This is a genomic window from Sorangium sp. So ce119 (assembly GCF_051524405.1).
Lineage (GTDB): Bacteria > Myxococcota_A > Polyangia > Polyangiales > Polyangiaceae > Sorangium > Sorangium cellulosum_G.
The window spans coordinates 1,748,425-1,762,070 of the sequence record NZ_CP150310.1 but is presented as its reverse complement, the minus strand read 5'-3'; the positions used below and the strand labels follow the sequence as shown (position 1 = coordinate 1,762,070).

At 70.8% G+C, this 13,646-nt stretch carries 11 protein-coding genes; 7 read left to right on the top strand and 4 right to left on the bottom strand.

Annotated features, from left to right (window positions below):
- Positions 1-101: 101 nt before the first annotated feature.
- Positions 102-1,118, bottom strand: a complete 1,017-nt coding sequence (locus WME76_RS06960) for a sugar-binding protein (protein ID WP_437959403.1) — start codon at positions 1,116-1,118, stop codon at positions 102-104.
- Between the two features lie 1,228 nt (positions 1,119-2,346).
- Here WME76_RS06960 and pepN point away from each other — a divergent pair.
- From pepN to WME76_RS06930, 6 genes are all read left to right on the top strand, one after another.
- On the top strand, positions 2,347-4,962 hold the full coding sequence (gene pepN / locus WME76_RS06955) for an aminopeptidase N (protein ID WP_437959402.1): 2,616 nt from the start codon (positions 2,347-2,349) through the stop codon (positions 4,960-4,962).
- A gap of 43 nt (positions 4,963-5,005) precedes the next feature.
- The gene (locus WME76_RS06950) at positions 5,006-5,653 is read left to right on the top strand and encodes a class I SAM-dependent methyltransferase (RefSeq protein WP_437959401.1); all 648 of its coding nucleotides are present in this window, start codon (positions 5,006-5,008) and stop codon (positions 5,651-5,653) included.
- 570 nt (positions 5,654-6,223) lie between these two features.
- A complete protein-coding gene (locus WME76_RS06945) occupies positions 6,224-6,616 on the top strand; it encodes a hypothetical protein (protein ID WP_437959400.1) in 393 nt (130 codons plus the stop codon).
- A gap of 49 nt (positions 6,617-6,665) precedes the next feature.
- Positions 6,666-6,830 (top strand): hypothetical protein, encoded by a 165-nt coding sequence (locus WME76_RS06940; RefSeq protein WP_437959399.1) that lies wholly within the window; start codon positions 6,666-6,668, stop codon positions 6,828-6,830.
- Positions 6,831-6,921: 91 nt separating this feature from the next.
- Positions 6,922-7,083 (top strand): hypothetical protein, encoded by a 162-nt coding sequence (locus WME76_RS06935; RefSeq protein WP_437959398.1) that lies wholly within the window; start codon positions 6,922-6,924, stop codon positions 7,081-7,083.
- A gap of 101 nt (positions 7,084-7,184) precedes the next feature.
- Complete coding sequence (locus WME76_RS06930) at positions 7,185-9,293, top strand: RiPP maturation radical SAM C-methyltransferase (protein WP_437959397.1); 2,109 nt, start codon at positions 7,185-7,187, stop codon at positions 9,291-9,293.
- A gap of 8 nt (positions 9,294-9,301) precedes the next feature.
- Here the strand turns inward: WME76_RS06930 and WME76_RS06925 are convergent, their stop codons facing one another.
- Together WME76_RS06925 and WME76_RS06920 are read right to left on the bottom strand one after the other, a co-directional pair.
- The gene (locus WME76_RS06925; protein WP_437959396.1) at positions 9,302-11,560 is read right to left on the bottom strand and encodes a molybdopterin oxidoreductase family protein; all 2,259 of its coding nucleotides are present in this window, start codon (positions 11,558-11,560) and stop codon (positions 9,302-9,304) included.
- Positions 11,561-11,608: 48 nt separating this feature from the next.
- The gene (locus WME76_RS06920; RefSeq protein WP_437959395.1) at positions 11,609-12,049 is read right to left on the bottom strand and encodes a CBS domain-containing protein; all 441 of its coding nucleotides are present in this window, start codon (positions 12,047-12,049) and stop codon (positions 11,609-11,611) included.
- A 243-nt stretch (positions 12,050-12,292) separates the two neighbouring features.
- On the opposite strand from WME76_RS06920, the gene WME76_RS06915 reads away from it, so the two are divergent.
- Positions 12,293-12,826 carry an N-acetyltransferase family protein gene (locus WME76_RS06915; protein WP_437959394.1) on the top strand — a complete coding sequence of 178 codons (534 nt, stop codon included), beginning with the start codon at positions 12,293-12,295 and terminating at the stop codon, positions 12,824-12,826.
- A gap of 34 nt (positions 12,827-12,860) precedes the next feature.
- On the opposite strand, the gene WME76_RS06910 is transcribed toward WME76_RS06915, so the two are convergent.
- Complete coding sequence (locus WME76_RS06910) at positions 12,861-13,307, bottom strand: hypothetical protein (RefSeq protein ID WP_437959393.1); 447 nt, start codon at positions 13,305-13,307, stop codon at positions 12,861-12,863.
- Positions 13,308-13,646 lie beyond the last annotated feature (339 nt).

Below are 13,646 nucleotides of genomic sequence, written 5' to 3'. Positions count from 1 at the left end.
GAGGAGGCCACGCGCGAGGGGAACAGCCTCGTGTCGAGGCACCTGCATGAACGGGCGCTCGAGCGAGGAGAGGCCCTCGCCCGAGCCGCCGGGGGACCGGGCTACTTCTTCATCTCGGCGAGCGTCGCCTTGAACTGCGCGACGTTCTCCTTGTTGATCACGTCGACCCCGGTGTCGATCACCTTGCTCGGGGGGATGGCGGCGATGGCCGCGTCGCCCTTGGTCGCGAGTTCGTGGAGCCACTTGCTCCCCAGGTAACCGAACTGGAACGGCTTCTGCACGACGGTGCAGGCGACGGTGCCGTTCTCGATCCCGGCGAGCGTCGCCGCCTCCTCGTCGAACACGGCCGGGAGGACCTTGCCCTTCTTCCCGAGCGCCTCGACGGCGGCGACGATGGCCGGCCCATTGTACGACCAGAGGCCGGTCGCGACGTCGAGGTCCGGGTGGGCGTTGATGATGTCCTCCACGTTCGTGCGCGCCTTGGCGAGATCGGTGTTGTCCTCCCGCTTGTCGATGAGCTGGATGTTGTGGGGAGTGACGACGTCCTGAATGCCCTTGAGGCGCTGGGCCGCGTTGTCGACCGCGAACATGCCGACGAAGGCGGCCATCTTCCCGCCGTTCGGCAAGAGCTTCACGATCTCGTTGCCCAGCACCTTGCCGGCCTCGTAGTTGTTCGTGCCGATGTAGAGCAGCCGGTTCGATTTCGGGGCGTCGGAGTCGAACGTGATCAGCTTGACCTTCGCCGCGACCTTGTTGAGCACGGTCACCTGATCGTCCGGCGCCAGGACGCTCACGCCGACGGCGTCGTAGCCCTGGCTGGCGAGGCTCTCGAGGATCTGGTTCTGCTCCGTGGGCGTGCTGTTCTGCGGCACCTTGATGTCGACCTGGATCTTGGCCTCTTGCTCGTATTTGTGGACGCCGGCGAAGGCGATCTTCCAGAAGTCGCTGGATCCGTTCGTCACGAACGCGATCTTGACGACCTTGTTCGTGGCTTCTTTGTCGTTGCCTTTGCTGCTGACCTCGCCCCCCTCTCCCTGATCGCAGCCTGCGATCAACGCCATCGACAGCATGGTGAACGCTGCACACGCGAGCTTCCAGAGACCCTTCTGTTGATTCATGGCAGTCCTCCCCGCTTCGTCCGCGCCAGGCGTGCGTCGAGACGACGTCGCGTCTCCGCGACATCGGTGATGCCCCTGAGCGAGGCTAGCGACTCACCTCGCCGATGTCGCGCCTCGCGTGAACGACCCAGGCCGATCATCGAGGTGACGCGCCGGCTCATCGGCTCCGGCATGGTGCGAGCGTGCGCGGTCCCACCAGATCTGGGTGACAAGTGAGGGGAGGCACATGGGATATGCGGTGCGAGTCTCCGGATTGGTGGGGTTGCTGCTGAGGGTGTGTCCGCAAGGCGGCGACGTGGTGCGCGGGAGGCGCATCGAGGTCCGTATCGGGAGCGAGGCCTCGGAGATGTCGGATCGCCCGGCGGCGCGCCCGGAGCTGGCGGCTCGCGTCCCCCGGGAGTGAGCATGAAGAAACATCGAGTCGGGCGGCCGCGAGCCGCCGGTCGTCGCGAGCGTTGGTCCTACGAGCTCAGCTGCGCTCGCGCGTGAGGCGCTCCAGCTCGGCCGAGGACGCGCTGCCGCTCCTCCGGCGTCCTGCGGTCCCAGAGCTCCTGCGGGGGGCTCGCGGATCGTCGGGGTCGGTCACCCAGGACATGGGCGAGCGCTGCATGGTCCGAGCATGGCGAGCCCGCGCGGGCGCGACCACGACGCGCGCACCGCCTCGCCCCCGTGGGGGCGCTCCAGACCGCGCCGCTCAGCGCTGCGCTCCCCCGCTCGCGCCGTCTTGCGCCCGGGAAGCGGGTCGCCGTCCCCGCGCGCCGTGTCTTGCGTCCCCAGAGGGGTCCCGCACCCCCGCAAGCGCTCTTCTCCGCGGTCCAGAGGGGTCCGGACCCCCCATGTGGCACAACTAGCAGGGCGTTTGCGGGGTTGATGGCACAGAAATTCCGTCGGAGGCCGCGTTCTCTGGCACAAATTTGCACTGAAGGATGCTCGGTCGGACGTTCCCGAGGGGTCCGGACCCCGGTGTGTCGCAATGCATTGCGGTTGAGCCAGTGCGGGCCCCCCCTGCCCTGGCACAGCGCAACGCCCGCCTGGCCGCCAGGGCCAACCAACCACGGTCGAGGACCGCGTTCGCGCAGGACGGCGCCCTCGTCCCTCGTTCCCGCATCCCTCGCCCGCTCGCCCGCAAACCGCCCGCCCTCCAGCGCTCCGCGCCCGGGGCGGCGATCGCGACCATGGCACAGATGCGCTGGCCTCCCTCCGGCCGTTCGGCCTAGGGTGTGCACGCATGACGGCGGAGAAGACCGGTGGCCCTGGACGGGACGTGCTCACCCAGCGCGAGGCCGAGGAGCGCGCATCGCGCATCGGCAGCGCGCGCTACGAGCTCTCGCTCGACCTCTCGCGCGGCGGGAGCGGCTACCGCGGCGAGGCGATCGCCTACTTCGACGTCCGCGGCCACGGCGACACCTTCATCGACTTCCGCGGCCGGCGCATCGAGCGGCTCGAGATCAACGGCGTCGAGGTCGAGCCCGACTGGGCGGACTGCCGCATCCGGCTCCCGGGCAAGCTGCTCGACCCGGAGACGCGCGTGCGCGTCGTCTACGAGAACGACTACGACCATACAGGCGACGGCTTCCACCACTTCCGCGACCCCGAGGACGGCGAGGACTACCTCTACACCGACCTCGAGCCGTTCAGCGCGCACCGCCTCTTCCCCTGCTTCGACCAGCCCGACATCAAGGCGAGCTACCGGCTGTCCGTCACCGCGCCCGAGGACTGGGAGATCATCGGCAACGCGCGCGTCACGCGCACGTTCGCCGCGGGCCCGGGGCGCGCGACGCGCGTGTTCGAGGAGACCACGCGGTTCAGCACCTACATCTTCGCGCTGATCGCCGGCCCCTACAGCGGCGTCCGCGACGAGCACCGCGGCATCCCCCTCGGGCTCTACTGTCGCAGGTCGCTCGCGCGGCACCTCGACCCCGAGGAGCTCTTCACGATCACGAAGCAGGGCTTCGACTTCTACCCCGACTTCTTCGACTACCCCTACCCGTTCACCAAGTACGACCAGGTCTTCGTCCCGGAGTTCAACGCCGGCGCCATGGAGAACGTCGGCGCCGTGACCCACAGCGAGCGGATGATCTTCCGGGACCCGCCGACCGACCACCAGCGCCTCACGCGCGCCGAGGTGTTCCTCCACGAGATGGCCCACATGTGGTTCGGCAACCTCGTGACCATGCGGTGGTGGAACGATCTCTGGCTCAACGAGAGCTTCGCCACGTACATGGCCTTCCTCGCCATGGAGCAGGCGACGCGGTTCCAGCCCTCCGCGTGGAAGGCGTTCAACGTCATCAAGAGCTGGGCCTACCGGCAGGACCAGCTCGTGACGACGCACCCCATCGCCGGGGAGCTCGCGGACACCGAGCACACGTTCCTGAACTTCGACGGCATCACGTACGGCAAGGGGGCGGCCGCGATGAAGCAGCTCGTCGCGGCGATCGGCCTGCCGGCCTTCCGCGACGGGATGCGCCGGTACTTCAAGCGCTACCAGTACGGCAACGCGACGCTGCGCGAGTTCCTGTCGGCGCTCGAGGAGGGCTCCGGCCGCGACCTCGGCGCCTGGTCGCGCGTCTGGCTCGAGAAGGCGTCGCTCAACACGCTGACGGCCGAGTGGGAGCCCGACGGCGACCGCATCGGCCGCCTCCGCGTGGTGCAGACGGCGCCCGAGGACTACCCGACCCTGCGGCCGCACCGCATCGACGTCGCGCTCGCGCGCGAGGAGGACGGCGCGCTCGTCGTCGACTCCGTGCCCGCCGAGATCGACGGCGCGGCGACCGAGGTCGCGGCCGCGCGCGGGCAGCGGGCGCCGCTCTTCGTGTTCCCGAACCACAACGACCTCACGTTCGCGAAGATCGCGCTCGACCCGGGCTCGCTCGCGTTCGTGCGCGAGCACATGGGCCGCGTGGACGATCCGCTCCTGCGCCAGCTCCTCTGGGCGTCGCTCTGGAGCATGGTGCGCGACCAGAAGCTCGCCTCGCCCGCCTACCTCGCGCTCGTGAGGGACAAGCTGCCCGCCGAGCCGGACCTGTCGCTGCTCGAGCCGGTGCTCACGAACGCGGTGACGGCGCTCGCGCGCTACGTGCCCGACCCGATGCGCGACGCCGAGGCGAGCGCGTTCACGGGCCTCGCCCTCACGGCGCTCCGGGCGGCGCCGCGCGGCGACGCGCAGATCGTCTGGGCGCGGGCGCTGCTCAACGCGGCCTACTCCGCGTCGGATCTCGCCCTGGCCGCGCGCCTCGTCGACGGCGAGCTCGAGGTGGACGGGCTCGAGATCGACCAGGAGATGCGCTGGACCGTCGCCGTGAAGTGGGTCGCGCGTGGCCTGGAGAGCGCGGGCGAGCGCCTCGCGGCCGAGCGCAAGCGCGACCCGTCCGACCGCGGCCAGCGCGCCGCGCTGCGCGCCGAGACCGCGCGGCCCGATCCCGCGGCGAAGGCCGAGGCGTGGGAGCGCTTCCACGAGGGCGGGTACGGCTCGCTGCACCAGACCAGCGCGGCGATGTCGGGCTTCAACTGGTCGTTCCAGCGCGCGCTGCTCGAGCCCTACGTGGCGGCGTTCTTCGAGCGGGTGCAGCAGGTCTTCGAGACGCGGACGCACGAGCTCGCGTCCGCGTATTTCACGCACCTGTTCCCCTCGTACCGCGTCGATCGGGACATCCTCCGCCTCGCCGAGGCGCAGCTCGCGCTGCTCCTCCCGCAGAGCCCGGGCGGCGCGCCGCGGCTGCCCATGCTGGTCCGGATGCTCCGCGAGGCGAGCGACGACCTCGCGCGGGCGATCGCCTGCCGGGAGCTCGCGGCGGCGAGCGGCCAGGCCGCCGAGGCGCCCGCCCGCGAGGCCGGGGCGCGCTGAGCGGGGCGACCGGGAGGCAGGGAGCGCGGCGCGCGAGGCGACGATGATCGTGCAGCTCGGCAAGGCGTCGCTCGCGTGGACGCGGGCGGATCTCGAGGCGAAGCTCGAGGGGCACGCGCGCGTCCTCATCGACGTGGGCACGGGCGACGGGCGCTTCGTGTACCGGCAGGCGGGCGCGCACCCCGACACGTACTGCATCGGGGTCGACCCCGCGGGCGAGCGGATGCGCGAGGTGTCGTGGCGCGCCGGCCGCAAGCCCTCCCGGGGCGGCCGGCCGAACGCGCTCTTCGTCGTCGCGTCGGTGCAGGCGCTGCCCGAGGAGCTCACCGGGCTCGCGCACACCCTCACGCTGAACTTCCCCTGGGCGTCGCTGCTCTCGGCCCTCGTGCTCCCCGAGGCGCCGGTGCTCGAGGCCCTGCGCCGCCTCGTCCGGCCCGGCGGAGAGCTCATCGCGCTGCTGAACCAGAGCGTCTTCGACGACCGGGCTTACGCGGCGCGGCTCGGGCTCCCCGAGCTGACGGACGCGTGGGTAGAGGACGCGCTGCGCCCCGCCTACCGCGCCGCGGGGTTCGAGATCCGGGCGAGCGAGATCGTGGACGGGGACATGCCGCACCAGACGAGCTGGGGACAGCACCTCACGCTCGCCTCGGGCCGGAGGACGCGCCTGCTCACGGCCGAGGCGATCGGCTGAGGCCGCGCGCGCAAGGGCCGCCCGGAGACATCGCCGCCATCGGGACGTGATCGCGCCGCAGGCATCGATCGGATGCGCCGGCGCGGCTCCGGACTCATCACTTCGGTGGCGCGTCGAAGCTGCTTGCCAGAAACCTGCTTTCGACGACCGACTCAGGCGATCTGCGCGCGCCATGGCCCGATCGACGCCATTCGAGCAATATCAGGTTCGTTGACGAGGCAAGGACGCCTGCTAGCTTGGCGACGGTAATCATCGCCGAGCCGAGCTGAGTAGAACCCATCGCTCGGCCAGCGCGCTTCCCCCGGGGGGGGGCGTCAGCGATGGTTATCCACCAGAACCCACGAACGATGGTCGTGCACCATGCGGCTGCCCTTGAGCGAAGATCAGCGCCGTCTCCTCTATCGCGTGACGGGGGTTGACCTCGAGCGCATCGATCTGGACGAGGATTTCCAGATAGCAAACGTCGTCGCGCGAGGAAGGACGACCGCGCGACGGATACCGCAGTGTCGCTGGGCGAGCGCAAGGCTATGGCGGCCGCGCGACACCATGGGATTCAACGAGGGGCCTACCATGCACCAGGATCGTATCGATGCGGCGATGAGCTTTCCGATGGAGCACGTCGCCTCGAAGTATGCATCGCGGATGGACGTGAGCATCGAGGTAGCCCGCGGAATCGTGGAGGAGCTCCGGCGGTACCTGCTGCTGCTCGCGACTCACGGCGCGGAGAACTACAACATCCCGGCAGGCGACGTCGATGACATGTGGCATATCTTCCTTCTGTTCAGCGCCGACTACCGGGCGTTCTGCGATCGCTTGGGCGCCGGATTCATCGACCACGCGCCGCTCCCGGACGAGGAGATCGACTCGCCGCGCGTCCAGAGCAACTACCGCCGTCTGCTCCTCGATTACGAGGCGACGTTCGGGGAGAAGCCGCCGCGGCACATCTGGCCGACGCCGCGGTAGCGTCGCGCCAGGCGACCATCGCATCCAGCACACCGAACAGGAGACCAACATGGCAGAGCCGAAGCAGGGTCAGGAGAAGTACGTACGCATCGAGCTGACCGAGGAGCAGAAGAAGAACATCAAGGATCTCACCGGCAAGGACGTCAGCACGCTGGACCTGAGCAAGTCGATCATCGTGCAGAAGGCGAGCTCGCACGCGATCATCCTCTGCTGATCGCGACCTCGCCCCCTGTCTCGAGGACGGCCCGGCGCGGTGTCCCTCTCGGATGTCGCACGCTGGACCAGCACACCCACACGGAGTTGACATGGCAGACACAAACCAGGCTCAAGACAAGCGCGTACGCATCGAGCTGACCGAGGAGCAGCAGAAGAGCATCAAGGCGCTCACCGGCAAGGACGTCAAGGTTGTGGAGATCGGCAAGTCGATCATCCAGAAGGGGGGATCCCAGGCGACCATCATCTGCTGAACGGCATCGGTCCCTTTCCTCGCGGGGTCGCCCGGCATGGGCGGCCCCGATTTCATGTGCTCTGCACCGAGGCGCCCTCGCCGGGGCGCGGTCGAGGCGGTATGTGGATCGCGCTTCGTGAGCTGGAAGCCCGGCTGGCTTCCGACCCGGACCTTCGAACGAGCTTCTTGCAGGATCCCGGGGAGCTCCTCCGGGCCGGCGGCGTCCCCGTCGATGACGCAGCCGCGGCGGACCTGCGACGCCTGGCCGCGGAGGCGACGACGCCGTACGAGGCGCCCCTCGGCTCCTGCGTGCGCACCGAGGACGCCTCGGTCTTCTCGTGCCGCCCTGGACCCCGCGCCCCGCGCGCCCGGGAGACAGCAGGCGGGATGGTGCCGGCGACCTCCGACGCCTCCGCTCGCGTGCTCCTCGTCGTGCCGCCGTTTGCCGCCGTGGACCGCCCGTCGATCGCGGCGCACCTGCTGCAGGCGTGCGCGGCGCAGCGCGGGCACCACGTCGATGTGCTGTACGCCAACGTGCTGCTCGCCAGGATCCTCGGAGAGGAGCTCTACAACCGGATCGCGTATGCGCCCTCCGGCCTGCTCCTGGGAGAGCGGATGTTCGCCGCCGCAGCTTACGCGACGGAGCCGCTCGGCCGTCACTTCGGCGATGTCGAGATGCAGGTCCTGGGGTACGACCCCGCGGTCCTCCGCGATGCCGAGCGGAGGTGCTTCGCATGGGCCGGTTCCGCCGCGCGCAGGATCGCCGACCTCGGTTACCCGGTCATCGGCTTCTCGAGCACGTTCGAGCAGACCGCGGCGAGCCTCTCGCTCCTGCGCCGGATCAAGGCGCTCACGCCGAGGACGCTCACGCTGCTGGGCGGCGCGAACTGCGAAGGCCCGATGGGCCCCGCGGTGCGCTCGCTCGCCCCCGATGTCGTCGACTACGTGTTCTCGGGCGAGTGCGAGCAGGCCTTCCCCGATTTCCTCGACCGCATGAAGCGGCGAGACCTGCCTGCCGAGCGGATCATCCAGGGCGCCATTTGTCGCGATCTCGACGCGCTCCCCTCTCCCGTCTTCGACGAGTACTACGATCAGCTCGAGCGCGCGATCCAGGACAACGACGGAGCGATACGGCACGAGAACACCTGGCTTCCCTACGAGAGCAGCCGCGGGTGCTGGTGGGGCGCGAAGCACCACTGCACCTTCTGCGGGCTCAACGCGGACGGGATGCAGTTCCGGGCCAGCTCCCCGGAGCGGGTGCTCCACGATCTCGACCGGCTGTCGAGACGCTATCCCACGAGGAACGTCAGCATGGTCGACAACATCATGCCGCACGGGTTCCACAGGACGCTGATCCCCGCGCTGGCGAGGCAGCGCCACGGCCTGCGCATCTTCTACGAGCAGAAGGCCAACATGAGCCTGAGCCAGGTGGCGGCGCTCCGCGACGCGGGCGTCCACATGATCCAGCCCGGCATCGAGGCGCTGTCCACGCCGCTGCTCCGTCTCATGGACAAGGGGGTAACCGCCAGCCAGAACATCCACCTGCTCCGCTGCACGCGGGCCGTCGACATGAGCGTCAACTGGAACCTCCTCTGGGGCTTCCCCGGCGACAGGATCGACAGCTACACGAGCACCCTGGGCCTGATCGACAAGATCGTGCACCTCCACCCGCCGACGGGGCTCTCTCGCCTGAGCATCGAGCGGTTCAGTCCATACTTCGAGCGCCCGGCCGCGTACGGCGTCGAGAACATCCGGCCGCGGGCATCGTACAGGCACATCCTGCCGCCGGACGCCGACTGCTCGGGCATCGCCTATCACTTCGAAGCCGACTACACGTCCGAGTCACGAGGCAACCCCGAGGTGATCGAGGCGCTCCGCCAGAAGGTCGCCGCCTGGCAGGAACGCTGGATGGACCTCCTGCGTCCGCCGCCGGTCCTCTCGGTGGCTCGCATCGATGCGGAGCGCTATGTCCTTGTCGACACACGCGACCTCGCCGGGTCCAGGCCGATACAGTTTCTCTCCGAGCGGCAAGCTCGAGTCGCGCTCGGCGGGGCGGAGGACGCGCGACAGGAAGACGTCGACTGGGCGGCGGGGCGCGGCCTCCTGGTCGACCTCGATGGCGACTGGTGTCCGCTGGCCGTCGCGGCGCCGGCGCTGCTCGGCGAGATGAGCGCCCGCCCGCACTCGACCCGCGCCGGCGCGCATCGCAGGCTGCCGCTCGCGCCGTGATCGCGGCGCTACGCCGGCACCGCCTCGATCGGCTCGACGCGCACTGGGACGCCGTTCAGCGCCGCGGTGCCCGAGAGCGCGTCGATCGCGAGGTGGTCTGTCAGGTCGTTGACGCTCTCGCCGGCGTGCTGCCTCGCCGTGCCGAGCTGCACGCCGTCGCGGCCGTGCCCCCAGCCGTGCGGGACGCTGACGACGCCGGGCATCACCGCGTCCGTCAGCTCGACGTCGATGTCGATGCTCCCGACCCGCGAGGACACGCGGACCCGCTGCGCGCCCGCGATGCCGCGGCGGGCGGCGTCGTCCGGGTGCATGAGCAGCGTGCACCGGTTTCTCCCCTTCACCAGGCGATGGCTGTTGTGCAGCCACGAGTTGTTGCTCCTGAGCTGGCGCCTGCCGATGAGCTGGAGGTCGTACGCCGCCCCGGCGCGCTGCCCCGGCTCGCCCGCCTCCCCCGCCCCGCCCTCCTCGCGCCCGGCCGCCCCAGCCCGCCCGCGGCCGAGCGCCGCTCGCGCGCGCTCCAGATCGGCGACGAGCACCTCCGGCGCGAGCTCGATCCGGCCGGATCGCGTGAACAGCCGGTCCGGCAGGCACGGCTCGAGCGGCCCGAGATCCACGCCGTGCACCTCGCGCTCGAGCTTGCGCAGCGACAGGCCGCTGGACAGCGGGTTCAGGCGGTCGCCGTACGGCCCGAGGCGGAGCGCCGCGTCGAGCAGCCGCGTCGGCGGGAGCGCCCGCGACACCGCCCGGGCCGCGCGGCCGGCGAGCCCCGCCGCCGGCCCGGGCGCCGCGAGGCGCGCCGCGAGCTCGACGAGGATCTCCCAGTCGTGGCGCGCGTCGTCCGCCGGGGCGAACAGCGCGGGCGCGTACTTGGCGGTGTTCCGGACCGCGAACGCGTGGAACGCCAGGTCGTAATGATCGCGCTCCAGGGGGCCGGGCGGCGGGAGGATCACGTGGGCGTGCCGGGTCGTCTCGTTGATGTAGAAGTCGATGCAGGCCACGAAATCGAGGCTCGCCAGCGCTCCGTCCAGCGCGCGGCCGTTCGGGGTCGACAGCACCGGGTTGCCCGCCATCGTGAGGAGCGCCCGGATCTGCCCCGGCCCTTCCGTGAGGATCTCCTCGGCCAGCGCGGCGGCAGGGTACTCCCCGGCGAACGCGGGCAGCTTGCGCACGCGGGTGCGGCTCCGGCCGAACTCGCCCCGCTGGCCGAGCAGGTCCTGGATCGCGACCACGTCGACGGCCGGCCGGGTGAACATCGCCCCGCCAGGGCGATCCAGGTTGCCCGTGACCGCGTTGAGCACCGCGACCAGCCACGTGGTCAGCGCGCCGAACTCCTGAAGACAGGCGCCGATCCGGCCATAACAGACGGCCGACGGCGCGGCGGCGAACGCGCGCGCGAGCGCACGGATCTCCGCCGCCTCGATGCCGACCTCCTGCGCCACGCGCTCCGGCGAGAACTCCCCGGAGATCCGCTCTATCTCATCGATTCCATTGATAAAACCGCCCAGACGCCCCGGCGCGACGAGGCGCTCGGCGAAGAGGGTCGAGAGGATCCCGAGCACCAGGAAGACGTCGGTCCCGGGCCGGATGAAGTGGTGGCGGTCGGCGATCTCCGCGGTCTCGGTGCGCCGCGGGTCGACGACAACGACGGCGCCGCCCCGCGCGCGGATCGCCTCGATCCGCCGCCGCACGCCGGGGGCCGACATCATGCTGCCGTTCGACACGACCGGGTTGGCCCCGAGGATGAGCAGGAACGAGGTGCGGTCGATGTCGGGCACCGGCACGAGGAGCTGGTGCCCGAAGAGCAGGGTCCCGATGAGGTGGTGCGGGAGCTGATCGACCGAGGTCGAGGAGAAGCAATTCCGTGTCCGCAGCGCCTCCAGAAAGGGGATGAGGTAGAGGAGCGACGCGTAGTTGTGCCCCCTGGGATTGCCCAGGTAGACCGCGACGGCGTCCCGGCCGTGGCGCGCCTGCGTCTCCCTGAGCCGCCCGGCCACCTCGTCGAACGCCTCGTCCCACGAGATGGGCTGGAACCCCGACCCGGCGCGCCGGACGGGGACCCGAAGGCGGTCGCCGTCCTCGTGGAGATCCTGGAGCGCGAGCGCCTTCGGGCAGATGTAGCCGCGGCTGAACGGGTCGCGCTGATCGCCGCGGATCGAGGTGATCCGGTCGCCGTCGACCTCGATCGCGATCCCGCACATCGCCTCGCAGAGGTTGCAGGTGCGGTGGTGCGTACGCGTGGTCCCCTGGCCCGACGAGGCGCTCGACATGGCGCCGGAGCCTACCAGCGCCCCCCGGGGCCCGCGAGCGCGCCGCGGCTACGCCCGGGCCCCGTGGGCGGCCTCCCGCTGCTCTGTCACCCGGCGGACCGTCTGCGCGGTGTTCCTGTCGTCCTCGCGCTGCGCGATGTCCGACAGGCTGATGACGCCCACCAGCCGGCCGTCCGCCTCGGTGCACAGGACGCGCGACTTGTGGTGATGCCCCATGAGCTGCTCCGCGCGCAGCACGTCGTCGTCCGGCCGGCACGCGATCACCTCGGGGGTCATCACGTCACCCGCCCTCGTGCTCAGCGGGCGGTTGTCGGCCAGCACCCGGATGGCGAGGTCGCGATCGGTCAGCGTCCCGAGCACCCGCCAGGCGTCGTCGCAGACAGGGAGGAACCCGACGTTCGCGTCGCGCATCTTGCGCGCGGCCGTCCGGATCGTGTCGTCCGCCATGATGCACTGGACTTCCCTTGTCATGATCTCCCGGCACAGCATGCTTGCCTCCTCAGCTTCGTTTGCGGCATTCGCTTTCGTCGCCGCACACGCGTGGACCTTAGGGGGTCAGCGCCGGCAGGCGAAGGAGCAGCGGGATGAATACGGCGTCGGGCGCCGCTGGACGGACATTCTCGGGCTCACCCCAGCGCGCCGGTCATGCAGGCTCGAGCCGGCGGGCGCGCCGGACCCCACGACGGCATGGCGTCGCGCCGCGGCGCCATGCAACCTGGGGTGCGAGGCACCATGTCGGAGCGGATCACGAGGGCGGTCATCCGCCGGGCGCAGCCGGGAGACGCCGCCACCATCGCGCGCGTCGAGGTCGACTCCTGGCGCGCGGCCTACCTCGGCCTCATACCGGCGTCCGATCTCAACGCCCTCTCCACGCAGGCGCGCGAGGCGATCTGGCGGCGCATCCTGAGCCACGGCGCCGCGACCGGCACGCGCGCCTGGACCCTCCACGCAGAGGACGCCGCGCTCGGGTTCGCGAGCGCCGGACCGACGCGCGACGACGACGAACCGCTCGACGTCGGCGAGCTCTACACCCTCTACCTCCTGCCCGCCGCGTGGGGCCGCGGGCTCGGCGCCGCGCTGCTCGACACCGCGCAGTCCGATCTCGCGCGGCGCCGCCACCGGACCATGACGATCTGGGTCCTCGAGGGGAACACCCGGGCGCGCCGCTTCTACGAGCTCTCCGGCTTCACCCGCGACGGGGCGCGGCGGCCGGCGCGCGTCGGCGCGGGCAGCCTGCCGGAGGTCCGCTACCGCCGGGCGCTGTAGCGCGCCGGGGAGCCCCTCCCGGCGCAGCCCCGGCTCAGCGGGTGGCCTGGACCTCGGCCGGCGGGCCGAAGCGCACGACGATGCTGCTGTAGCCGCCCCGCGGGTCGTACTCGGACGAGATCTTCCCCCACGGGTACTCGTAGGGCGGCGCGCCGAGGATCGACTCCAGCCACGCATCGTGGCTCGCCTTGCGCTCCGCCTCCTCCTTCTCGGACCAGTCGTTCCAGAACGCCTTCGACTCCGCGCCCACCTCGAAGAGCTCGACCGACGCGAGCTTCCCGCTGCAGAAGTGCAGCGTCATCCGGAAGGTCCGGAAGCCGATGCGCTGGCGCGACGTCTTGTATCCGCTCCACGGCTGCGTCTGGCTCAGGGCGTTGGCCATCCGCGCCAGCGGCGACGACAGGAACTGCGCTTCCGAATACGAGGGGCCGATGCGAACCCCGGATGAGAGCTCGATCTCGCCCGTCTGTCGATGGATCATCCAACCCTCCGGCCGGTCGGCGCAGCATACACCACGGCTCCAGGCGCCGTGCGATCAGCCGGACGCCGCCGACGACCGGGCGCGGCGGTAGCATGCGGGCGGACTCCGCCTCTCCGGGGGCGCCAGCGTGGGTGTTCGACCGAACCCCCGGCCCCTGCGCGGCGCCGCGCCGGCCCGCGCGAGGCGATCTCCGCGGCGCGCCGCGCGCACACGAGAGCTGCCGCTATCCTCCTCTGTCGACACGGCGCCCACGATGTCGCGCGCGACCAGCGCGACGCGCTTTTGCTGTGGGCGTAAGTCGATGCGGCACGACGTCGGCTTTTCCCATTCATCATGACC

What these genes read in the sequence shown, in the direction of transcription:
- WME76_RS06930 (WP_437959397.1), top strand. Translation starts at nt 7,185, where the DNA reads ATGTGGATCGCGCTTCGTGAGCTGGAAGCCCGGCTGGCTTCCGACCCG.
- WME76_RS06920 (WP_437959395.1), bottom strand. Translation starts at nt 12,049, where the DNA reads ATGCTGTGCCGGGAGATCATGACAAGGGAAGTCCAGTGCATCATGGCG.
- WME76_RS06915 (WP_437959394.1), top strand. Translation starts at nt 12,293, where the DNA reads ATGTCGGAGCGGATCACGAGGGCGGTCATCCGCCGGGCGCAGCCGGGA.
- WME76_RS06945 (WP_437959400.1), top strand. Translation starts at nt 6,224, where the DNA reads ATGCACCAGGATCGTATCGATGCGGCGATGAGCTTTCCGATGGAGCAC.
- WME76_RS06960 (WP_437959403.1), bottom strand. Translation starts at nt 1,118, where the DNA reads ATGAATCAACAGAAGGGTCTCTGGAAGCTCGCGTGTGCAGCGTTCACC.
- WME76_RS06940 (WP_437959399.1), top strand. Translation starts at nt 6,666, where the DNA reads ATGGCAGAGCCGAAGCAGGGTCAGGAGAAGTACGTACGCATCGAGCTG.
- WME76_RS06910 (WP_437959393.1), bottom strand. Translation starts at nt 13,307, where the DNA reads ATGATCCATCGACAGACGGGCGAGATCGAGCTCTCATCCGGGGTTCGC.
- WME76_RS06935 (WP_437959398.1), top strand. Translation starts at nt 6,922, where the DNA reads ATGGCAGACACAAACCAGGCTCAAGACAAGCGCGTACGCATCGAGCTG.
- WME76_RS06950 (WP_437959401.1), top strand. Translation starts at nt 5,006, where the DNA reads ATGATCGTGCAGCTCGGCAAGGCGTCGCTCGCGTGGACGCGGGCGGAT.
- WME76_RS06925 (WP_437959396.1), bottom strand. Translation starts at nt 11,560, where the DNA reads ATGTCGAGCGCCTCGTCGGGCCAGGGGACCACGCGTACGCACCACCGC.
- pepN (WP_437959402.1), top strand. Translation starts at nt 2,347, where the DNA reads ATGACGGCGGAGAAGACCGGTGGCCCTGGACGGGACGTGCTCACCCAG.